Origin of the sequence: Bradyrhizobium sp. CIAT3101, from assembly GCF_029714945.1 — a bacterium.
Lineage (GTDB): Bacteria > Pseudomonadota > Alphaproteobacteria > Rhizobiales > Xanthobacteraceae > Bradyrhizobium.
Window position 1 is genome coordinate 8,176,518 of record NZ_CP121634.1, and the last position, 21,306, is coordinate 8,197,823.

The window sequence follows — 21,306 nt, forward strand, 5'->3', positions numbered from 1 at the left end:
AACTATCACCTCCCCGCGGAGACTCCCCCTCACCCCAACCCTCTCCCCGCAAGCGGGGCGAGGGAGTCTAAGCCGGAAACCGCGCCGCCTTCTCCTCCAGCGGCAGCCGCAAGCCGTTCGCGAGATACGACACCGTGCGATAGAAGCCGCACAGCAGCATGACCTCCAGAATCTGCGCCTCGTCGTAATGCGCCGCCAGCGCGGAAAACTCGGCGTCGGTGAAGGTCGCTCTGGTGTGCAGCGCGTCCACCGCCGCGATCAGGGCCTGCTCGGCCGTCGACCAGCAGGGTGAACTCGCATCGCCCTCGACAGTCGCCCGCACGTCTTCCTCGGTAAGGCCCGCCGGGCCCGCAAAGATCGCGACATGCACGCCCCATTCATATTCGCATTTGTTCAGCGCGCAGGTGCGGTCGATGACGATCTCGCGCTGGCGCAGGGAGAGTGGACCCGGATCAAGAAGCCCGCCGGCGCGAAACTTGTCCCAGGCGCGGTTGTGGCCGGCCATCACCCGGAACAGCACCAGCGGCGGCGCGCCGCGCATGATGCGGTCGAACTGCGCCTGGATATCCGGGGGATAAGGCTGATCGAGCGGAGCGATACGCGGCGTCGGCTGGGACATGGGGCGCCTCCCTTGCTACATTTATCGTAGCATCACGCTACACTTTATGTAGCAATGCGCAAGAGGGTTTCCAGGAGGGCTTCAATGGCAAAGCAGGCCAGCTCAAAAACACGGAGCGTGCGCGGCTCGCGCAGCGGACGGCCGATCATGGCGCTGCTCGACCTGCTCGGCCAGCGCTGGACCCTTCGCATCCTGTGGGAGTTGCGCGACGCCCCCCTCACCTCCCGCGCCCTGCGCACGGCCTGCGACGAGGCTTCGCCGACAGTGCTGCAGGCCCGGCTGACGGAGCTGCGCGAGGCCGGCTTTGTGGAACTCGGCGACGGCGGCGGCTATGGGCTGACGCCGCTGGGGCGGGAGCTGTGCGAGACGTTCATGCCGCTGCACAGGTTTGCGGAGAGGTGGAAGAAGTAGAGCCCTCGCTGACCCTCCCCTGCAGGGGGATGGTAAGAATCGAACTACGCCGCGGCCACCGTCAGATTGACGCCGTCCACCTGGACCACCTTCACCCGCGTTCCCGCCGGCGTGTCCGGGCCGGCCACGCGCCAGACCGTGTCGCCGATGCGGACCGTGCCGTTGCCGTCAATGATCGGCTTCTCCAGCGTGAACTCGCGGCCGAGCAGCGCCTCGGTACGCCTGTTGAGGAAGGGGCTGGCGCTGGCATCCGGCTTCGGCCGGGCGAGCCGGCGCCACACCGGAACGGCGGCGGCAGCGAACACCGCGAACATCACGAGCTGGATCTGCCAGGATATGAGCATAGCGAACGAGATCAGGCCGACCAGCAACGCGGCCAGCCCGAGCCAGAACAGGAACACGCCCGGCGCAATCACCTCCAGCGCCATCAGGATGAAGCCGAAGATCAGCCAGTTCCAGGTGCCGAGCGATACGAACATGTCGGTCATGACACGACCTCTTAATATTAGCGCATGACCTTAGCGGAAGATCATGCGCCGTTCCTTACCCCTGCCGCGGCGGGACCGCCGGCGGTGTCGTGCCGCCGGTCGGCGGCACCGAGCCGGTACGGCGCGCGGCGGCGGCGGCAGATGCCGCACTTTCGCCGAACGTCGCCTTCGCGATCTCGCCGATGCCGGCGAGCGAGCCGAGCATGGAGGTTGCTTCCATCGGCAGCATGATGATCTTCTGGTTCGGCGCGTCCGCGAACTGGCCGAACGCCTTGATATACTTGTCGGCGATGAAATAGTTCAGTGCGGCGACGTCGCCCTTGCCGATCGCGTCCGACACCGCCAGCGTCGCCTTGGCTTCGGCCTCGGCCAGACGCTCGCGCGCCTCGGCATCGCGGAAGGCGGCTTCGCGGCGGCCTTCGGCCTGAAGGATCTGGCCCTGCTTGGCGCCTTCGGCGCGCAGGATCTCGGACTGGCGCTGACCTTCGGCGGCAAGAATGTCGGCACGCTTGACGCGCTCGGCCTTCATCTGCCGGCCCATCGCTTCGACGAGATCGGCCGGCGGCACGATGTCCTTGATCTCGATGCGGTTGACCTTGACGCCCCAGGGCGAGACCGCGGCATCGACCACGCGCAGCAGGCGCTCGTTGATCTCGTCGCGGTGCGACAGCACCTGGTCGAGATCCATCGAGCCCATTACCGAGCGGATGTTGGTCATGGTCAAAACCGTGATCGCCTGCGTCAGGTTGGCGACCTCGTAGCTCGCCTTCGCCGCATCGAACACCTGGAAGAAGGCGACGCCGTCCACCGTCACGGTGGCGTTGTCCTTGGTGATGACCTCCTGCTCGGGAATGTCGATCACCTGCTCCATCATGTTGATCTTGCGCCCGACGCGATCGAAATAAGGCACGATCAGATTGAGCCCGGGGCTCAGCGTCTGGGTGTATTTGCCGAACCGTTCGATGGTCCAGTCATAGCCCTGTGGCACCGTTTTCACGCCGGCAATCAGCGTGACGATGACGAGCAACACCAGAACAATCGCGAAAATATCGAAACCGCTCATATTTCCTCCAAGGCGGGACCAGACCCTTCCCGCGCTGCCATTGGTCGGGACCAGGACCCTACCGGTTCAGCGGTCGCTTTTCAGGTCGGCATCCACGCCATTCTGCACAAGACGCGACGAGAGGGAACGCTCACGATTATGTATTTGCGAAGGGCCCTTGAAAGCCTCCAGGCGCAGACCTAGCGGCAAAGGTTAACGATTGCGCCGCTACTCGATGACGTCGTTCGCGATTGCGAGCAGGCCTGGAGAAAGCATGACGCCGAGCGCCTTGGCCGTTTTCAGGTTGACGGCGAGCTCGAACTTGGTGGGATTCTGGACCGGCAGGTCCGCGGGCATCGCGCCTTTCAGGATGCGATCGATATAGGAGGCGGCGCGCCGCAACTGCTCGGCGCTGTCCGTGCTGTAGGACATCAGCCCGCCCTCGTCGACGAAGACGCGGCTCCAGAACACCGCCGGCGCGCGTGCCTCATTGATTGCCGCCAGCAGCGGCGCACGATTGGCCATGGTGAAGAAGTCGGGCAGCACCAGGAGACCGCCGTCCCTGCGCGAGGCCAGCGCCGCGATCGAGGCGGCATCATGCACCGGCGCGGGCTCGACCGTGACATGAAGCGTGCGCGCGGCATCCTCGAGCGTGCGCAGCATCAGGGGCGCGAACGGGGCGGTGGCGGGATTGTAGACGACGAAAACGCGGGACACTTTTGGCGTGACCTGCGTCAGCATCTCCAGCCATTTTCCGGCGAGCGGGCCGTCATAGTCGGTGAAGCCGGTGATGTTGCCGCCGGGATGAGCGAGATTTTGCACAAAGCCCTGGCTGACGGGATCTGTGACGACGGCGAACACGATGGGAATCGTCGTCGTGCGCTGGCGCAGCTCCTCCACCGAGGGCGTGCCGATCGCGAGCAGGACATCGGGCTTCAGCGCGATCAGCTCGTCGGCAAGCGGAGCGATGGGAGCACGATCGCCGGCCCCGCTGCGCCAATCGACCTTGATATTGTCTTGCTCCCTCCAGCCGTGGACGGCGAGCGCCTCGGCGAGGCGGGCCTGCCCGATCACGTCGTCGGCCGTGACCGAGAGCACGCCCAGCCGGCGCGGCGCATTCGGCTGCTGCGCCAGCACCGAAGCCGGCCATGCCGCAAGCATCCCAAGAAGCGCCAGATAGTCGCGGCGGTTCATGGGAGACATCATCAGATCCAGCCCTGAAGTTCGCGCAGCACCAGCGTGCGGATCACGTCCATGCCGGGATCGCTGTCGTTGAGGCAGGGGATCGCGGAAAATTGCTCGCCGCCATTATGCTTGAAGATCTCGGCATTCTCCTGCGCGATCTCCTCCAGCGTTTCCAGGCAGTCGGCGGAGAAGCCCGGCGTCACCACCGCGATGCGGCGCACGCCTTCCCTGGCGAGACGCTCCATCGTCTTGTCGGTGTAGGGCTGCAGCCACTCGTCATTGCCGAAGCGCGACTGGAAGGTCAGCAGCAGCTTGGTGTCGTCCATGCCGAGCCGGCGGCGCAGTGCTTCGGTCGTGGCGACGCAGTGGCTCTGATAGGGATCGCCCTTGTCGACATAGGATTTCGGCATGCCGTGGAAGGAGGCGACGATCAGCTCGGGCTTGAACGGAAGCGTCGCCAGATGCGTCTCGATCGAGGTTGCGAGCGCCTCGATATAGGCGTCGTCCGCGTAATAAGGCGGCGTCACCCGCAGCGTCGGCTGATTGCGCAGGCGGGCGAGCACGCGGAACACCTCGTCGCAGACGGTCGCCGAGGTCGAGGCGGAATATTGCGGATAGAGGGGCACGGCGAGGATCCGGTCGCAGCCCTTGGCGATGAGTGCATCGATACCCGCCTTGATCGAGGGATTGCCATAGCGCATCGCCCAATCCACCACGACATGGACGCGGTCCGACAGCGCGGCGGCGAGCTTGTCGCTCTGCGAGCGCGTGATGGTCTTCAGCGGCGACTCGTTTCGCTCGTTGTTCCAGATCTTCCGGTAGTCGAGCGCCTTGGTGCGGGGACGGCTGCGCAGGATGATGCCGTTCAGCACCAGCTGCCAGATCAGGCCCTGGTCCTCGATGACGCGGGCATCCGACAGGAATTCCTTGAGATAGACCCGCACGCCCGGGGCGTCGGCGGTGTCGGGCGTACCGAGATTGACCAGCAGTACGCCGACGCGCGGCTGGGCTGGCGGCACAGCCGGTTTCGTGGCCTGGATGGGGGTGACGGTCGTCATGATCCGTTGGGTCGCGCGTTGCCCCGAACTTGTCAAGATGAGCCCGGTTTCGCTAGGGTCGCGCCCAAGCGGGGGAGGGAAGATGACACTCGCGGAATGGTGCATATTTGGAGCGCTGCTGCTCTATCTCTTGACGATCGTCTCGATCAAATGGATCCGGTTTCGCGGCTTCGACAATTCCCGGCCGCGCGATCCCGCGTTCTATCAGGACGCGATCGCGCAGCGCGCGCTCGGCGCGCATCAGAACGGGATCGAGACGTTTCCGTTCTTTGCCTTTGCCGTGCTGCTCGCCGAATTCCGGGACTCGCCGCAGCGCCTGGTCGACGAGCTCGCGGTGCTGTTCCTGATCGTGCGGATCGCCTATGTGTTGACCTATCTCGGCAACCGCCCGACGCTCCGCTCGATCCTCTGGAGCATCGGCTTTGCGATCAATCTCGGGATTTTCTTCATGCCGCTGCTGAAGCGGTTTTTGCCGGTGTGAACCTTACCCTCCCCTGGAGGGGGAGGGTCGATCGCGCGCAGCGCGAGCGGGGTGGGGTGACGGTCTCTCCACATCGCACACTGCCCGTGCTGAGAGATCACCCCACCCCGTCTCACATTTCGCTGCGCTCAATATGAGCCGACCCTCCCCCTCCAGGGGAGGGTGAAGAAAGCTCTGCTTCAGAAACACGTCGTCCGCTCGGCCGCGACATAGCCAAGCAACAGGCCTGCGCCGAACAGCAGCACGAGGGCGGCAGCGGCGAATTCGATGCCGCGCATGAACAGCGCGCCGCCGCCGTCGCGGGCTCCGCTCAGGCGACCGGCGATGTCCTTCGCGGAGACGGCAATCACGGCGATGGCCGCGACGGTGATCGCGGTGCCGAGCCCCATCAGGAAGGTCGCGGCGATGCCGGCCCAGAACAGGCCCTGGGCGAGCGCGAACACCAGCACCAGGATCGCACCGGAGCAGGGGCGGATGCCGACGGTCAGGATCGCGGCAAAACCGCGCCGCCAGCCGCCGGGTCCGGCGAGCTCGCTCGGCGTGGGGCCATGGGAATGGCCGCAGTGCTCGTCGTGGACGTGGTCATGAGCGTGATGCGCTGGGGCGTGACCATGGTCATGGTGATCATGGCCGTGATCGTGGTGATGATGATCATGCGCATCACGATGATGGTGATGGCCGTGATCGTGATGGTCGTGCGGCACGCCGGCGATCGCCGGCACCGGCTGCGTCGCCTGGAGCGCGCGGATGAAGGTGCGGCCCTTGACCCAGACCAGCCGCAGGCCGAACAGCGCGATCAGGCCATAGCTTGCGATCTCGATCGCGCCCTCCGCCTTGCACATGGTCTTGGCCGTCGCATTCAGGATCCAGGCCGAGATGCCAACGATCAGGATCGCCACCAACGACTGCATCAGCGCCGAGGCAAAGGACAGCGCGATGCCGCGCCGCGCGGTCTCGCGGTTGGCGACGAGATAGGAGGCGATCACCGCCTTGCCGTGGCCGGGACCGGCGGCATGGAAGATGCCGTAGGCAAACGAGATGAAGAGCAGCGTCCACACGGCCGAGCCGTCGGTCTTGGCGGCGCGGATCGTCGACGACATCTGGCGATAGAATTCCGACTGCTTTGCCAAGAGCCAGCCGATCAGGCCGCTGGCCTCCGGCTCGGCGGCAGGCGCCTGTTTCGGCGCGCCGAACGGGTTTTGCGCCAAGACATCGTGGGTCGCGGCATCGGCCAGACCGACGACGAGGAGAACAGCGGCACAGGCGAGGAGCCCGCGCATGAGCGGCGAGAGATGCGGCTTCAAGGGCAATCCACCGTGATCTTGTTGGCGAACATCATGCCGAAATTGGCATTCGGGCCGTCCATGAAGGTCTGCTCGTTGAGCTTCTGCGCGGTCGCTGTGCCGTCGCTGGGACGATCGAGCTTCATCTGGCAGCCGGCCGGCGCGCCGACCAGCTTGACCGGATTGTCCTTGGCCATCTGGAAATCGATGAAGAAGGAGCGGTCGAACACTTCCAGCATCAGTTGCTTCGGCTTGAGCGGCGTCTTCAGCGGCAAGGTGAAGTGCAGGGTCAGCACCGTATCCTTGTAGTCGAGATAATAGTCGACCGGCTCGTTAAAGCGCTCTTTCTTGCCGTCGGCTCGCGCAAAGGTGAAGTAGGCATATTCCTTCAGCGACTCGACATTGGTCTGCGCCAGCGGTCCCAGCTCCTCGCGGGAGTAGGCGCCCTTTTTCTTGGCTTCGAGCCCCTGCACCGCATAGGCCGAGAACATGTCGTCGAAGGTCCAGGCGTGGCGGACGCCGGTAATCGAGCCGTCCTCGGCATAGAGCAGTTCGCTGGTCGCTGTGATCCAGACATGCGGATGCGCGCTCGCCGCGCCTGATGCGAACGTGAGGGCGACGGCGAGCAGCCATCCGAACAGGCGGCGCATGCCGGTCAAGCCGCCTTCGCGTCGTTGAGCAGGCCGCGACGACGGAGCAGCGCGTCGGGCTCGGGCGGGCGGCCGCGGAAGGCCTCATAGGCCGCCTCCGGATCGACCGATCCGCCGCTCGAATAGATGTCGTCGTGCAGACGCTTGGCCACCGCCGGATCGAAGATGTTGCCGGCCTCCTCGAACGCGCCGAAGGCGTCGGCGTCCATCACCTCCGACCACATGTAGCTGTAATAGCCGGCCGCGTAGTGGTCGCCGGAGAAGATGTGGCCGAACTGGGTCGGCCGGTGCCGCATCGAGATTTCCTCGGGCATGCCGATCTTCTCCAGCTCCTTCTTCTCGAAGGCGCGGACATCCTGCACGGCCGCGGCAGGCTGGGAGTGGAATTCGAGATCCACCAGCGCCGAGGAGACGAACTCGACGGTGGCAAAGCCCTGGTTGAACTTGCGCGCGGCAAGGAAGCGCTTGAGCAGATCGTCCGGCAGCGGCTCGCCGGTCTGGTAGTGGCGGGCGAACTGCTGCAGCACCTCGGGCCGCTCCTGCCAGTGCTCGTAGAGCTGCGAGGGCAGCTCGACGAAATCGGTGAACACCGAGGTGCCCGACAGCGACGGGTAGGTCACGTTGGAGAGCATGCCGTGCAGGCCGTGGCCGAACTCGTGGAACAGGGTGCGGGCATCGTCGGGCGATAGCAGCGAGGGCTCGGCGCCCGTGCCCTTGGCAAAATTGCAGACATTGATGACGAGCGGCGCGATCTCGCCGTCGAGCTTCTGCTGGTCGCGCAGCGAGGTCATCCAGGCGCCGGAGCGCTTTGACGGCCGGGCATAGTAGTCGCCGTAGAACAGCGCCTTGTGCTTGCCGTCGGGACCCTTCACCTCCCAGACCCGGACATCCGGGTGCCAGACCGGCACGTCCTTGCGCTCGGCGAAAGTGACGCCGAACAGGCGGGTGGCGCAGTCGAAGGCCGCCGCGATCATGTGGTCGAGCGTCAGATAGGGCTTGATCGCGGCGTCGTCGAAATTGGCGCGCTGCAGGCGGAGCTTTTCGGCGTAGAAGCGCCAGTCCCAGGGAGCGAGCTTGAAATTGCCGCCCTCCTCCGTGATCAGCGCCTGCATCTCGTCGCGGTCGGCGAGCGCCCGGGCCCGGGCCGGCTTCCAGACCCGCTCGAGCAGGCCGCGAACCGCATCCGGCGTCTTGGCCATGGAGTCTTCGAGACGGTAGGCGGCGAAGGTCGGGTAGCCCAACAGCTTGGCGCTCTCCTCGCGCAGCTTCAGGATCTCGCCGATGGTCGTGTTGTTGTCGTTGGAATTGCCGTTGTCGCCGCGCGCGGTGAAGGCCTTGTAGACCTTCTCGCGCAGGTCGCGCCGGGCCGAGCTCTTCAGGAACGGCTCGGTCGAGGAGCGTGACAGCGTCACGATGGCCTTGCCTTCCATGCCGCGATCTTCTGCCGCAGCCCTGGCGGCGGCCACAAAGCTCTCCGGCAGGCCCTGGCGGTCGGCCTCCCCTAACTCCATGAACCAGTCCTGCTCGTCGCCGAGCAGGTGATGGCTGAAGCCGGTCGCGAGCTGGGCCAGCTTCTCGTTGATCTCGGCCATGCGCGTCTTGGCCTCGTCGGAGAGGCCGGCGCCGGCGCGGTGGAAGCGGGTGTAGGTGCGCTCCAGCAGGCGGAGCTGCTCCGGGTTGAGGCCGAGATTGGCGCGGTTCTCGTGCAGCTGGGCGATGCGGCCAAACAGCACGGCGTTCATCATGATCGGATTCCAGTGCCGCGCCATCCGCAAGGAGACCTCCTTGTCGATGTCCAGGATGGTCGGGTTGGAATGCGCCGAGACCAGGTCGTAGAACACGGAGGCGACCTTGCTGAGCAGCTTGCCGGAACGCTCCAGCGCCGTGATGGTGTTGGCGAAGTCGGCCGTAGCGGGATCGTTGGTGATCGCCGCGATCTCGGCGGAGTGATCGGCGAAGGCCTGCTCGAAGGCGGGCAGGAAGTGCTCCGGCGTGATCTCGTCGAAAGGCGGGGTCGCAAACGGCGTCACCCAGGCCTTCAGCAGCGGGTTGGTCTCGGAGTCCGTGGTTTGGCGGGGATCTGACATCGCAAGTCCGTTTTTTGAGCCGATTTGTTGGGTCCAGCTTAGCACGCCATGGGGCTTTTTTGGGCCATTTGGCCTTGCTCCCGCCCGCCTTTTCGGGGAGATTGCGGCCCTCGAAGCCACGGACCCCTATGCCCATGAACGCGCCCTCCTCGTCTTCCCGTCAGATCGTCTGGCCGAGCGTCATCACCGTCATCAGCGCCGCCATCCTGATCGGCGCCGAGGTGTTCGGCGCGGCGTTTGCCGGCGGCTGGGCGCTCGCGATTCTGTTCGGACTCGGCGACCAGGGCGCGCACATCCTCCAGGCCGTGCTGTTCGCACTCGGCGTGCTGGTGATGACCGCCTTCATCCGCGCCGCTCAGCGCGTCGAGCCGTTCTTCAAGCGCGGCTGACGCTCCTCGCGCGCGTCTCAGTCACGCGCACGACACAGAAAACTTAACGCGCATTCATCTTCCGCGTCGCTCGCGCAACACCGCGCAAGCAGATGTTAGGCAATTCTGTCTTCAGCCTAAAAAAATTCTTGCGAAGCCGAGTCAAAACGCTTATGTGCGCTCTTGCCCAATTTCGCACGTGCCTGTGGTCGTGTGTCAGTCGGTAGGTATCCGGACAAGAGGCCGGACAGCCGCCAAGGGGTGAAGAAGCCGAGGGGCTCTTCGGAAGTGCGGAAGTCGGAAACCTCCAGGGGTTGAAGACGGACAGCAAACCCGGAGCGCCCAGCATCTCTCTCAAAGAGATGCCTAGTCGAAGGTGACTTCACTTTTTGCAACCGTGACTGGCAGCCGGAGGCGAACCGGCGCACCCCGCTCTCAACGGGGGACGCGACTTAAAGCAACGACGGATCGGGCTTTTTTGGTCTCTACCGGCATTCCAACGCCGGCGCGGGCTACTGAAAAGGCTTGTCCTTCATTGCCAGGTGTGCGGGCGGGAAACTCTCCCAACCAATCCACGGCAGCACAGTCTGGTTTGAGTCTTTTGGTCTCAACGCGCCTCCATCGCGCGGTGTGGCCGGAGCACTCTTATCCGACGTCACGTTGATGCGGACCCCGTCGCTGGGGCCGTTGGAGAGTGCCATGACCGAACGTATCCAGGAATTCCTGCGCAACCGCCGCAAGGAAGGTCTCGACACCGAGCCGTGCCTCGTCGTCGACCTCGAGGTCGTGCGCGACAATTACCAGACCTTCGCCAAGGCGCTGCCCGACAGCCGCGTGTTCTATGCCGTCAAGGCGAACCCGGCGCCGGAAGTGCTGGCACTGCTGGCCTCCATGGGCTCCTGCTTCGACACCGCGACCGTCGCCGAGATCGAGATGGCGCTGGCCGCCGGTGCGACGCCCGACCGCATCTCCTTCGGCAACACGATCAAGAAGGAGCGCGACATCGCGCGTGCCTTCGCGCTCGGCATTCGCCTGTTCGCGGTCGATTGCGTCCCCGAGGTCGAGAAGGTCGCCCGCGCCGCCCCCGGCGCGAAGGTGTTCTGCCGCATCCTCTATGACTGCGCCGGCGCCGAATGGCCGCTGTCGCGCAAGTTCGGCTGCGACCCGGAAATGGCCGTCGAGGTGCTCGACGTCGCCAAGCGCCTGGGCCTGGAGCCGTGCGGCATCTCCTTCCATGTCGGCTCGCAGCAGCGCAAGGTGAAGGCGTGGGACCGTGCGCTGGCGATGGCCTCGCAGGTGTTCCGCGACTGCGCCGAGCGCGGCATCAACCTGACCATGGTCAACATGGGCGGCGGCTTCCCGACCAAGTACCTCAAGGACGTGCCGCCGGTGGTGACCTACGGCCGTTCGATCTTCCGCGCGCTGCGCAAGCACTTCGGCAACCAGATTCCGGAGACCATCATCGAGCCGGGTCGCGGCATGGTGGGCAACGCCGGCATCATCGAATCCGAGGTCGTGCTCATCTCGAAGAAGAGCGACGAGGACGAGGTGCGCTGGGTGTACCTGGACATCGGCAAGTTCGGCGGTCTCGCCGAGACCATGGACGAGTCGATCCGCTACGCCATCCGCACCCCGCATGACGGCGCGGACATGACCCCGTGCGTGCTCGCAGGCCCGACCTGCGACAGCGCCGACGTGCTGTACGAGAAGACCCCGTATCCGCTTCCGGTGACACTCGAGATCGGCGACAAGCTGCTGATCGAAGGCACCGGGGCCTATACGTCGACCTACTCGGCGGTGGCATTCAACGGCATCCCGCCGCTGCGGACCTACCACATCTAAGCTGCCTCTCTTGTCCGAGGCCTGACGAACCCGGGAGCCGGCTTGCCGGCTCCTCCCTGACATCTTTGATTCTGACGACGCCTTGGACCGGCGTGCTGCGCGCACGTCGGCTCAAGCGGGGACTGACGCGCCATGACTGCTTTTCGGAAGCCACAAGTCGCCCTCACTTCGAAAGCCGCTCCGTTCGCGATCCGTGCGGAACGTGCTGTCGACGTCGCCGCCCGTGAAGCGCTGCTGGATGCCAGTTTTGGCGAAGACCGCCATGACCGCACCTGCCAGCGCCTGCGCGACGGACGTGCACCTGCCGCAGGCCTTGCCCTGTCGGCTGTGCGCGAGGGGACACTCGTGGGAACCGTGCGGCTGTGGCACGTCAGCGCCGGAGGCAGGCCCGCTTTGGTCCTCGGACCGCTGGCGGTGGACCCTGCCTGCCGCGAGCTCGGGATCGGCGCCGCGCTGATGCAACAAGCGCTGGCCGCCGCCCGGGCGCGCGGGCATACCGCCGTCATCCTGCTCGGCGATGCGCCCTACTATGCCCGTTTCGGCTTCTCGGCCGAGAAGACCGGCGCGCTGATGCTGCCCGGCCCGTTCGAGCGCGAGCGCCTGCTGGCAATCGAATTCGAGGCCGGTGCGCTGGATGGCGCCGAGGGGATGATCGTCCCGACCGGCGCGGCCCTGCCCAAACGGAGGGTAGTTCGTCCCCTCCAGGCGCACGCGGCCTAAGACATCGCCATGATGGCGACGGACCAAGCCGCGTTGAGCGGCTTCGTCCGGCTGCGCCTCCGTTCAGCTCCATTGCTTTGGGGTTGCGCCGGCCCGCAAATTGCCCGTAAACCCCACGAAATCCCCCTTCAGCCGAGGCCGAACCCATGTCCCGTCGCCTGATTTCCACCGGCTCCCCCCTCGAGAAGAGCGTCGGCTACAGCCGCGCCGTGATCGACGGCGACTTCGCCTTCGTCGCAGGAACCACCGGCTATGACTACACGACGATGACGATGCCGGCCGATGTCACGAGCCAGTCACGCAACTGCTTCAAGACCATCGAGGCCGCCCTGCGGGAGGGCGGATTCGAGATGGCCGATATCGTCCGTGCGACCTACTACGTCACCGACGCCAGCTACATCGACGCCCACTTCGCCGTCTGCGGCGAGGTTCTCGGTGACATCAGACCGGCTGCGACCTTGCTGGTCGTCAGCGCGCTCGCCAAGCCCGAGATGAAGGTCGAGATCGAAGTCACCGCCAAGCGCCGCAGCGCCTGATCCACCCATCACCCTTTGTCCGCCAGCACGTTCCGGAGAACCCATCCCATGAGCCACCCCTCGCAGATCTACGCGAAGATCACCGGTCCCATCGTCATGGTCGGCTTCGGCTCCATCGGCAAAGGCACGCTGCCGATGATCGAGCGGCATCTCGATTACGACAAGTCCCGCGTCACCGTGATCGACCCCAAGGACGAGGGCCGCAAGGCGCATTGCGAGAAGCAGAATGTGCGCTTCATCCAGAAGGCCGTGACCAGGGACAATTACCGCGAATTGCTGACCCCGCTGCTGACCGAAGGCGGCGGCCAGGGCTTTTGCGTCAATCTCTCGGTCGACACCGGCTCGACCGACATCATGGAGCTCTGCAACGAGCTCGGCGCGCTCTATATCGACACCGTCAACGAGCCCTGGCTCGGCTTCTATTTCGATTCGACCAAGGGCCCGGAAGCGCGCTCCAATTATGCACTTCGCGAAGTGACGCTGGCCGCCAAGAAGGCGCGCCCGGCGGGCTCGACCACGGCTGTGTCCTGCTGCGGCGCCAATCCCGGCATGGTCTCCTTCTTCGTCAAGCAGGCACTGCTCAACGTCGCGGCCGACCTGAAGCTCAATGCCCCCAAGCCGAAGACCAAGGCAGAATGGGCTGACCTGATGCGGCAGGCCGGTATCAAGGGTATCCACATCGCCGAACGCGACACCCAGCGCTCCAAGACACCGAAGGAGCCGGACGTCTTCGTCAACACCTGGTCGGTGGAAGGTTTCCTCTCCGAAGGCGTGCAGCCGTCCGAGCTCGGCTGGGGCACCCACGAGAAATGGATGCCCGAGAATGCGCGCACCCACGAAGCCGGCTGCGGCGCGGCCATCTATCTGATGCAGCCCGGCGCCAACACGCGCGTGCGCACCTGGTGTCCGACCCGCGGCGCGCAATACGGCTTCCTCGTCACCCACAACGAGTCGATCTCGATCTCCGATTACTTCACGGTGCGTGACGCATCGGGCAAGGCGATCTATCGGCCGACCTGCCACTATGCCTATCACCCGGCCGACGACGCCGTGCTGTCGCTGCACGAAATGTTCGGCCGCGCCGCCAAGATGCAGGAGAAGCACCACATCCTCGAGGAGGACGAGATCGTCGACGGCATCGACGAGCTCGGCGTGCTGCTGTTCGGCCACGACAACAACGCCTATTGGTACGGCTCGCAGCTCTCGATCGAAGAGACCCGCGCGCTCGCGCCCTATCAGAACGCCACCGCCCTGCAGGTGACCTCCGCCGTGCTCGGCGGCATGGTGTGGGCGCTGGAAAACCCCAGGGAAGGCATCGTCGAAGCCGACGAGATGGATTTCGATCGCCTGCTGGAAATCCAGCTGCCGTATCTCGGCCCGGTGAAGGGTTTCTACACCGACTGGACGCCGCTGACGGATCGTCCGGGACTGTTCCCGGAAGACATCGACACCAGCGATCCCTGGCAGTTCCGGAATATTCTGGTGCGGTGATCGCGCACGAGGCCTGATCGATCATGATGCCCGGCTTCGCGCCGGGCATTTTCGTTTCGCGGCCGGTCTCGCCTCGTTACTTCGCCAGGTTACTTGGCCATGTAATCGAACGCCACGCTGCCGAGCCCGAGCGTCAGGTCCGCCTTGAAGTGCAACGCCGAGATCACTTCGCGCACCGGCAGGCGGGCGACGTCGCAGAGCGCGTGAGGAAACAGGCCGAGTGCGGCGGGACCGGTCCAGGCTTCCTTCAGTGTGATGTCCTCGAGATGGAAGCGCACCAGCTCGCAGATCCGAGGGCTACCGTCGACATGCGGGATGATCTTCAGGATGAAGTTCGGTGCCTTCATCGGCTGCAGCACCGCGTCAAGGTCGACCTTGCGGTGCTTGTAGCCCATGGTCGCTGAGGCACAGAGCACCGAACCATAATGCAGCGAGCCGACCAGCACGTCGCTCTCGACCTCGATCTTCGGCCGTGCCAGCTTCTTCGGAAAGCCCCACAGCTCGCGGCCGCCGGCGATCGGACCTTCGTCGTCGAGATACATCGCGTGGGTGTAAGCGCCCAGCTCACCTTTGAAACGGACCGGGATCACCTGCCCGGTCTCGGTGTAGTCACCGAAGCCGGTGGAGTCGGGCATACGGATGAATTCGTATTTCACCACCGGCTCCGCCACCTCGAGCGGCTCCGGCACGATGGCGGCAAGGGCGTCGGGATCGGTCCTGTAGGTGATGATGAAATATTCGCGGTTGAAAAAGCGATATGGCCCTGGCGGGAACGACGGGTTGGTGAGCGGCATCGAGTAAGCGGTACGGCGGACGTCCTCGATCTTCATGGAAGGCCCCATCTGTCGTTGGTTCGACGGATTATGGGACGCCCTGCACGCCGAGGCGAGATCGTTGAAGCGGCATCGGCAGTCAAATACGCGTCAAGACGCGCGGCCGTCGAGGCTATTTCTTCTCAAGCGGCGGCGCGACCTTCTCGGCCGGAGCCGGCGGCAATGCCGGTTTGGCGGCTCCCGCCGCACCTTGCGTCTGCGGATCGGGGCGCGCGGGCTCCGGCGCCGGCGTGGTCGGCCGATCGCCGCCGGGTTTGGCCTCGGCCGGCAACTTGTTCTGATCGTTGGACGGCGTGCCCTGAAGCGGCTGCGTCGCCTGGGCCAACTCCATCCGGCTCTGGGCGCGGATTTGGGCGAGTGACATCACTGACACCACGACGCCTGCTGCGAATAGCGAGCAGGCAATCGTCAAATCGAGCTTCAATCTGCGCTTGTCATCTTGGCCGGGCATGTCGATCACCGCCTTTGTCCGCGGGATCAACGAAATGGCCCGGCTGCGGTTCCGTGCCCGGCCGGGCGGGAACCGCTCGCTTGCGCGCCAAAAGGCCGCCTACTCCGTGGTGCTGACTTCCCAGGTGGCATGGCGCACGCCGGACGCATGCTGGAGGTCGGTCGCCACCGCGTTCAGCTCGTTCGGATCGACCGCGGTCGCCACCAGCTTGGCGACGATCTCCAGAATGTCGTCACCGATCTCAACCACGTCGACATCGGCCACCGGATATTTCGCGGCCTCGAGCTTGTCGACGAGACGGTCGCGCATGTCGGGCAAGGCTTCGGTGGTGACCGCAAGCTTGAAGTAATAGGTCGCCTCCAGCGCCTTCACATCCAGCGGGATGCGGTTGATGGCGTTGACCAGCGGGCGCAGCATCGTGTTGCCGGCGATCACGAACACGGTCAGCGCCGCCGCCTGCGCGACCATGTCGGCCCCGGCGCAGGACCCCACGGCGGCCGAGGCCCACAGCGTCGCCGCGGTGTTGAGCCCGCGCACGTCCATACCCTGCTTCATGATGACGCCGGCGCCCAGGAAGCCGATGCCGGAGACGACATAGGCGATCACCCGCACCGCACCGTCGGCGCCGTCCAGATGCATGGCGAGATCGACGAAGGCCGCAGCGCCGACCGCGACCAGCACATTGGTGCGCAGGCCGGCAGTACGTTGCCGATATTGACGCTCGGCGCCGATCAGCGTGCCCAGCACGAAGGCTGTGAACAGGCTGACCAGCGTGTCGGCGAAATCGGCGATCTGGAAGGTCGTCAGGAACCGCATGATTCCCTATACGGCCGGAACGATGACAGATCAAAGCTCCAGCAGACCGCCGTCCCCATTTTCGTCGGCGAAGGCCAGCAGCGTGCCCTTGGCGTTCCAGGCGAGCCCGGCCACCGGCGGGGTGCCGTTGCGGCGGACCAGGATCTCCGCGCCGTCCTCCAGCCGCACCATCAGCACGGTGCCGTCACTGTAGCCGGCGGCGAGGATGTCGTTCTTCGGATGGCAGGCGACGACCGACACGCGCGCCTGCAGTGGCGCGAGCATCGCGGGCTCCTTGCCCATCGGGCCGTCCTTGCTGGCGAACGGCCAGATGATGACGGTGTCGGCACCCGAGGTCGCCAAGCCCTTGCCGCCCACGCTCCAGGACATCGAGCGGACACGGCCGGGATAGCCGGTCATGCGCATGTGCCTGTTGTCGGCGAGCCGCCAGCCGTGCAGCGCCGCCTCGTGCATGGTGGTGACCAGGAATTTGTTGTCCGGGCTGAAGGTGACGCCGAGATGCGAGCCGGCCCAGGGCAGGAATTCGGCCGACCCTTCCATGTTGGGAAACCACAGCGTCGCGCCGTTGTAATGCGCGATCGCGAGCCGCAGGCCCTTCGGTGCGAACGCGAGCCCGCCGACGGTCGAGGGCACCTCGAGCGATTTTTCCTCGGCCTTGCCGCTCTTGACGGTCGCGGTCTTGCCGGCCGACCAGGCGTAGGCGCCATCCGGATGCACCGCCACCGCGTCGATCCAGCGCCGCTTCGGATCGGTGGCGAGCAGCGTCACCTCGCCCTTGGCATCGAGCGAGACGACCTTGCCGTCATCGCCGCCCATCACGAGGCGCTTGCCGTCCGAGGCGGTCGAGAGAATGCCGCCACTATGCACGGCAACCGTCGTGATCTCGCCCTTGGCGTCGACGAATGCGACGTTTTCCTCCCCGCCGACGAAGGCGGCGCGGGGGCCAAGGAAATGCACCGAGGTCACGCCGATGCCGAGCGTCACGGGCTTGACGCGATCGGTGACGGAGACGATCGAGGCGGAATCGGGGGCCGGCGTAAACTCTTTCATCACGAGACGATGCAGCTCTCAAAGCCCTCGCGAATGGCCTTTTCCGGCAATTCGCGGCCGATGAAGACGAGGCGGCTCTCGCGCGGCTCGCCGTCCTTCCATTTCCGCTGGTGGTTGCCCTCCAGCATCATGTGAACGCCCTGGAACACGTAGCGGTCATCATCGTCGTGGAAGGCGAGGATGCCCTTGGAGCGCAGGATCTTACCGCCTTCGACCTGCACCAGGTTCTGGAGCCAGGGCATGAACACGTTCGGATCGAGCGGCTTGTCGGTCTTGAGCGACAGCGATTGCATGTCCTCGTCATGATAGTGCTTCAGGCCGTGGCCGTGATCATGGTGGTGATGATGGTCGTGGCCGTGATGGTGGTCATGCTCGTGATCATGATCGTCGACCTCGAGGAAATCAGGCTCGATGTCGAGGATGCGGTCGAGGTCGAACGCGCCGCGATCGAGCACGTCGGCCAGTGCGACCGAGCAGCGCTCAGTGCGATGCAGCTTGGCATAGGGGTTGATGCCGCGGATGCGGGCTTCGACCTCGGCAAGCTCGGGCTTGGTGACGAGATCGGTCTTGTTCAGCACGATGACGTCGGCGAAGGCGATCTGGTTCTTGGCCTCGGGTGCATCCTTGAGCCGGTCGGCCAGCCATTTGGCGTCGGCAACAGTGACCACCGCGTCGAGCCGCGCGTTCTTCTGCACGTCCTCGTCGACGAAGAAGGTCTGGGCGACCGGCGCCGGATCGGCAAGGCCGGTGGTCTCGACGATGATGGCGTCGAACTTGCCCTTGCGCTTCATCAGACCGTCCATGATGCGGACGAGGTCGCCGCGCACGGTGCAGCAGATGCAGCCGTTGTTCATCTCGAACACTTCCTCATCGGCGCCGATGATGAGGTCGTTGTCGATGCCGATCTCGCCGAATTCGTTGACGATGACGGCGTATTTCTTGCCGTGGTTTTCCGACAGGATGCGGTTCAACAGCGTGGTCTTGCCGGCACCGAGATAGCCGGTCAGGACGGTCACGGGAATTTTGGACGCGGTCGCTTCAGACATAAGAACTCCGGGGTCGGCTTGCCGCGCGACGCGAGGCGACGGGGTGGCCCCCTGCCCTAATGGTCAAGCGCGCTGGTCAGGGCCTTTATATTGTGCCTGACCATGTCAATGTAAGTGGGTGCAGGCCCCTTTTCGCCGGTCAAACCGTCCGAAATCAGGGTCCCGCCGACCTTTGCGCCGGTCTCGGCTGCGATCCGCCGGATCAGGCGGTCGTCGCTGATATTTTCCAGGAAAACCGCCGGGATCCTCGCGGCCTTGACCTGGCCGATGATGGCGGCGATGTCCCGCGCGCTGGGCTCGGTTTCGGTGGAAACGCCGAGGGGGGCCACGAACTGGACGCCATATTCGGCGGCGAAATAGCCGAAGGCATCGTGGGTCGAGATGATCTTGCGCCGCTCGGGTGGGATTTTGGCCACGGCCTCGCGGACCTCCCGGTCGAGCGCTTCGAGCTTGTCCAGATAGGCCTTTGCCTGCGTGCGGAAGAGTTCGGCATCGTCGGGGTCGGCCGCGACCAGCGCGTTGGCGATGTCGGTCACATAGACCTTGGCGTTGGGCACGGATTGCCAGGCATGGGGGTCTGCGGCCGAGCCGAGCTTCAAAGGCGCGATGCCGGCGCTCGCGGTCACGATCGTCGCCTTGCTGCCTGCGGATTGAACCAGCCGCGGCAGCCAGCCCTCGAGGCCGAGCCCGTTGACGATGACGAGTTTTGCATCCGCGATCCGCTTCGCATCGCTCGGGGCCGGCGTGTAGACATGGACGTCGCTGTCGGGACCGACCAGCGTGGTCACGTTGACCCGGTCGCCGCCGATGGTGCGGACGAAATCGCCGAGGATCGAGAAGCTCGCAACGATATTGAGCCGCTCGGCGGCATGCAGCGGCGACGCGATCAGCAGCACAAAAAGCAGAAGGAAGCGCATCGTCATGCTTCCAGATGCCGGCCGGGAAACAGCTGCCGGACGATACCACCGACGCGGCCGAACAGGACGGAGACGATGTAGAACACCGTCGCCACGAGGATGATCGCAGGGCCGGAGGGCACGCGGGTCTGGAATGACAGCACGAGGCCGGCATAGCCCGAGACGGCGGCAGCGACGACCGCGATGCAGATCATCACCGTCAGATCGCGCGACCAGAACCGCGCGATGCCGGCCGGCAGGATCATCAATCCCACCGCGAGCAGAGTGCCGAGCGCCTGAAAGCCGTTGACGAGGTTGATGACGACGAGCGCGAGGAAGGCGAGATGCGCGGGGCCGCCGGCGCGGCTGACCGTGCGCAAGAACAAGGGATCGACGCTCTCGATCACCAGCGGCCGGTAGATCACTGCGAGCACCAGCAGCGTGACCGTGGCGTTGAAGGCGACCACCAGCAGCGTCTGATCGTCCATCGCGAGGATGTTGCCGAACAGCACATGCAAGAGATCGATATTGGTGCCCTTGATCGAGACGATGGTGACGCCGAGCGCCAGCGAAGCCAGATAGAAGGTCGCAAGCGAGGCATCCTCCTTCAACCCCGTCGAGCGCGCGACCACGCCGGCGAGAATCGCGACCGCAAAGCCGGCGATCAACCCGCCGGCCGTCATCGCGAACAGATTGAGGCCGGACAGCAGGAAGCCGACGGCGGCGCCCGGCAGAATTGCGTGCGCCATGGCGTCACCGACGAGGCTCATCCGCCGCAACATCAGGAACACGCCGATCGGGGCGCCCGCCAGCGAGAGCGCGATCACCGCGGCAAGCGCCCGCCGCATGAATTCAAACTCGGTGAATGGGCCGATCAGCGCGTCATAAATCATCTGCTATCACGCCGCCCGCGAGCGCCCGTCCTCGGCACAGGCGGTGGCGCTGTCGTCGAAGGCTTCGCACATCCGCATCGCAACCAGCAGGTTTTCCGGCGTCAGCACCTCCGCCGTCGGCCCCCAGGCCACGGGGCCGCGGGCCAGCACCAGCGTCTCGCTGAAATGGGTGCGCACCATCTCCATGTCGTGCAGCGCGGCGAGCACGGTGCGGCCCTCGCCATGCCAGTGTTTCACCAGCGCAAGCAGGTCGGCCGTGGTCTTGCTGTCGATGGCGTTGAAGGGTTCGTCGAGAACGATCAGGCGCGCATCCTGGAGCAGCACACGCGCGAACAGCACGCGCTGCATCTGCCCGCCCGAGAGCGTGCCGATCGGACGGTTCTCGAAACCGTTGAGCCCCACCGACGCAATCGCGCGAAGAATCTTTTCGCGCGCGGCCTTGCCGATGCCGCCGAACAGACCCGTCCCGCGCCACAGCCCGGTGCCGACGAAATCGAACACCGAGATCGGAAAGCTGCGGTCGATGTCCGCGCTCTGCGGCAGATAGGCGATGTCGCGGCTATCCAAGCCGCCGAGATGGATGCTGCCGTCGAGCGGCCGGAGGATGCCGACGATGCCGCGCAGCAGCGTCGACTTGCCGGCGCCGTTGGGACCGATCACGGCGACCAGCGCGCCGGGCGCGACCTCGCCGTTGAGATGGTGCACGGCCGGATGGCGGTCATAGCCGAGCGTCACGTTGTGAAAGTGTATGGCCGCCATGGTCACCTCATCGCCAGAAAGACGACGCCCCAGAGCACGGCGCAGACGGCGACGGCGGCCGACAGGCGGCCGGCCATGGTCATACGCAGGATCGACCAGGGCGCCTCCTGGGCCGGGTGCGGCGAGGCCGCGTCATGGACATGGGCGTGGGTGTGGTCGTGCCCATGCGAATGCCCGTGGTCATCATCATGGGAATGGCCGTGGGAGTGGCCAGGCGAATGACCGTGGGCATGGTCGTGATGATGGGCGTGGGACGCGGCGGGAACCATGCCCAAGACGTTATATTATAACATTACCCCTG

At 65.2% G+C, this 21,306-nt stretch carries 24 protein-coding genes; 7 read left to right on the top strand and 17 right to left on the bottom strand.

What is annotated here, in order from left to right; genetic code table 11:
- Positions 1-67 precede the first annotated feature (67 nt).
- Complete coding sequence (locus QA645_RS38225) at positions 68-619, bottom strand: carboxymuconolactone decarboxylase family protein (protein WP_283046218.1); 552 nt, start codon at positions 617-619, stop codon at positions 68-70.
- 84 nt (positions 620-703) lie between these two features.
- Here QA645_RS38225 and QA645_RS38230 point away from each other — a divergent pair, with 84 nt between their 5' ends.
- Positions 704-1,030 (top strand): helix-turn-helix domain-containing protein, encoded by a 327-nt coding sequence (locus tag QA645_RS38230; protein WP_254134583.1) that lies wholly within the window; start codon positions 704-706, stop codon positions 1,028-1,030.
- 44 nt (positions 1,031-1,074) lie between these two features.
- Here the strand turns inward: QA645_RS38230 and QA645_RS38235 are convergent, their stop codons facing one another.
- From QA645_RS38235 to hemH, 4 genes are all read right to left on the bottom strand, one after another.
- The gene (locus QA645_RS38235; protein ID WP_254134584.1) at positions 1,075-1,518 is read right to left on the bottom strand and encodes an NfeD family protein; all 444 of its coding nucleotides are present in this window, start codon (positions 1,516-1,518) and stop codon (positions 1,075-1,077) included.
- A 55-nt stretch (positions 1,519-1,573) separates the two neighbouring features.
- A complete protein-coding gene (locus QA645_RS38240) occupies positions 1,574-2,581 on the bottom strand; it encodes an SPFH domain-containing protein (RefSeq protein ID WP_283046219.1) in 1,008 nt (335 codons plus the stop codon).
- 207 nt (positions 2,582-2,788) lie between these two features.
- Positions 2,789-3,754, bottom strand: a complete 966-nt coding sequence (locus tag QA645_RS38245; protein ID WP_283046220.1) for an ABC transporter substrate-binding protein — start codon at positions 3,752-3,754, stop codon at positions 2,789-2,791.
- An 11-nt stretch (positions 3,755-3,765) separates the two neighbouring features.
- On the bottom strand, positions 3,766-4,803 hold the full coding sequence (gene hemH, locus QA645_RS38250) for a ferrochelatase (RefSeq protein WP_283046221.1): 1,038 nt from the start codon (positions 4,801-4,803) through the stop codon (positions 3,766-3,768).
- Between the two features lie 82 nt (positions 4,804-4,885).
- Between hemH and QA645_RS38255 the strand changes: the two genes are divergently transcribed.
- A complete protein-coding gene (locus QA645_RS38255) occupies positions 4,886-5,284 on the top strand; it encodes an MAPEG family protein (protein ID WP_254134588.1) in 399 nt (132 codons plus the stop codon).
- 179 nt (positions 5,285-5,463) lie between these two features.
- On the opposite strand, the gene QA645_RS38260 is transcribed toward QA645_RS38255, so the two are convergent.
- Genes QA645_RS38260 through QA645_RS38270 form a run of 3 tightly spaced genes read right to left on the bottom strand, consistent with a single transcriptional unit; the run spans position 5,464 to position 9,304 of the window.
- Positions 5,464-6,588: a nickel/cobalt transporter gene (locus QA645_RS38260; protein WP_283046222.1), complete on the bottom strand. Its 1,125-nt coding sequence runs from the start codon at positions 6,586-6,588 to the stop codon at positions 5,464-5,466.
- A complete protein-coding gene (locus QA645_RS38265; protein ID WP_283053503.1) occupies positions 6,585-7,217 on the bottom strand; it encodes a DUF1007 family protein in 633 nt (210 codons plus the stop codon). Before QA645_RS38265 ends, QA645_RS38260 begins: the two co-directional genes overlap by 4 nt.
- Positions 7,218-7,222: 5 nt before the next feature.
- Positions 7,223-9,304, bottom strand: coding sequence for a M3 family metallopeptidase (locus QA645_RS38270; RefSeq protein WP_283046223.1), 2,082 nt, complete (start codon positions 9,302-9,304; stop codon positions 7,223-7,225).
- Positions 9,305-9,438: 134 nt separating this feature from the next.
- Between QA645_RS38270 and QA645_RS38275 the strand changes: the two genes are divergently transcribed.
- From QA645_RS38275 to QA645_RS38295, 5 genes are all read left to right on the top strand, one after another.
- Positions 9,439-9,693 (top strand): hypothetical protein, encoded by a 255-nt coding sequence (locus QA645_RS38275; RefSeq protein ID WP_254134592.1) that lies wholly within the window; start codon positions 9,439-9,441, stop codon positions 9,691-9,693.
- A 678-nt stretch (positions 9,694-10,371) separates the two neighbouring features.
- A complete protein-coding gene (locus tag QA645_RS38280; protein ID WP_254134593.1) occupies positions 10,372-11,514 on the top strand; it encodes a type III PLP-dependent enzyme in 1,143 nt (380 codons plus the stop codon).
- 132 nt (positions 11,515-11,646) lie between these two features.
- Positions 11,647-12,234: an N-acetyltransferase gene (locus tag QA645_RS38285; RefSeq protein ID WP_283046224.1), complete on the top strand. Its 588-nt coding sequence runs from the start codon at positions 11,647-11,649 to the stop codon at positions 12,232-12,234.
- 146 nt (positions 12,235-12,380) lie between these two features.
- Complete coding sequence (locus QA645_RS38290) at positions 12,381-12,770, top strand: RidA family protein (RefSeq protein ID WP_254134595.1); 390 nt, start codon at positions 12,381-12,383, stop codon at positions 12,768-12,770.
- 48 nt (positions 12,771-12,818) lie between these two features.
- Positions 12,819-14,261, top strand: a complete 1,443-nt coding sequence (locus QA645_RS38295; RefSeq protein ID WP_283046225.1) for a homospermidine synthase — start codon at positions 12,819-12,821, stop codon at positions 14,259-14,261.
- Between the two features lie 89 nt (positions 14,262-14,350).
- Here the strand turns inward: QA645_RS38295 and QA645_RS38300 are convergent, their stop codons facing one another.
- From QA645_RS38300 to QA645_RS38340, 9 genes are all read right to left on the bottom strand, one after another.
- A complete protein-coding gene (locus tag QA645_RS38300; RefSeq protein ID WP_254134597.1) occupies positions 14,351-15,091 on the bottom strand; it encodes an acetoacetate decarboxylase in 741 nt (246 codons plus the stop codon).
- A gap of 115 nt (positions 15,092-15,206) precedes the next feature.
- On the bottom strand, positions 15,207-15,545 hold the full coding sequence (locus tag QA645_RS38305) for a hypothetical protein (protein ID WP_254195765.1): 339 nt from the start codon (positions 15,543-15,545) through the stop codon (positions 15,207-15,209).
- A gap of 99 nt (positions 15,546-15,644) precedes the next feature.
- A complete protein-coding gene (locus tag QA645_RS38310) occupies positions 15,645-16,361 on the bottom strand; it encodes an MgtC/SapB family protein (RefSeq protein WP_283046226.1) in 717 nt (238 codons plus the stop codon).
- A 30-nt stretch (positions 16,362-16,391) separates the two neighbouring features.
- The gene (locus QA645_RS38315) at positions 16,392-17,411 is read right to left on the bottom strand and encodes a WD40 repeat domain-containing protein (protein ID WP_283046227.1); all 1,020 of its coding nucleotides are present in this window, start codon (positions 17,409-17,411) and stop codon (positions 16,392-16,394) included.
- Complete coding sequence (locus tag QA645_RS38320; protein ID WP_283046228.1) at positions 17,411-18,457, bottom strand: GTP-binding protein; 1,047 nt, start codon at positions 18,455-18,457, stop codon at positions 17,411-17,413. The genes QA645_RS38315 and QA645_RS38320 overlap by 1 nt, the downstream gene beginning before the upstream one ends.
- Positions 18,458-18,513: 56 nt before the next feature.
- Entirely contained in the window at positions 18,514-19,374 is an 861-nt protein-coding gene (locus tag QA645_RS38325) for a metal ABC transporter substrate-binding protein (RefSeq protein WP_283046229.1), read from the bottom strand.
- A 2-nt stretch (positions 19,375-19,376) separates the two neighbouring features.
- On the bottom strand, positions 19,377-20,246 hold the full coding sequence (locus QA645_RS38330) for a metal ABC transporter permease (protein ID WP_254195768.1): 870 nt from the start codon (positions 20,244-20,246) through the stop codon (positions 19,377-19,379).
- Positions 20,247-20,252: 6 nt separating this feature from the next.
- On the bottom strand, positions 20,253-21,005 hold the full coding sequence (locus tag QA645_RS38335) for an ABC transporter ATP-binding protein (RefSeq protein ID WP_254134604.1): 753 nt from the start codon (positions 21,003-21,005) through the stop codon (positions 20,253-20,255).
- 2 nt (positions 21,006-21,007) lie between these two features.
- Positions 21,008-21,274 (bottom strand): hypothetical protein, encoded by a 267-nt coding sequence (locus QA645_RS38340; RefSeq protein WP_254195770.1) that lies wholly within the window; start codon positions 21,272-21,274, stop codon positions 21,008-21,010.
- Between the last annotated feature and the right edge of the window lie 32 nt (positions 21,275-21,306).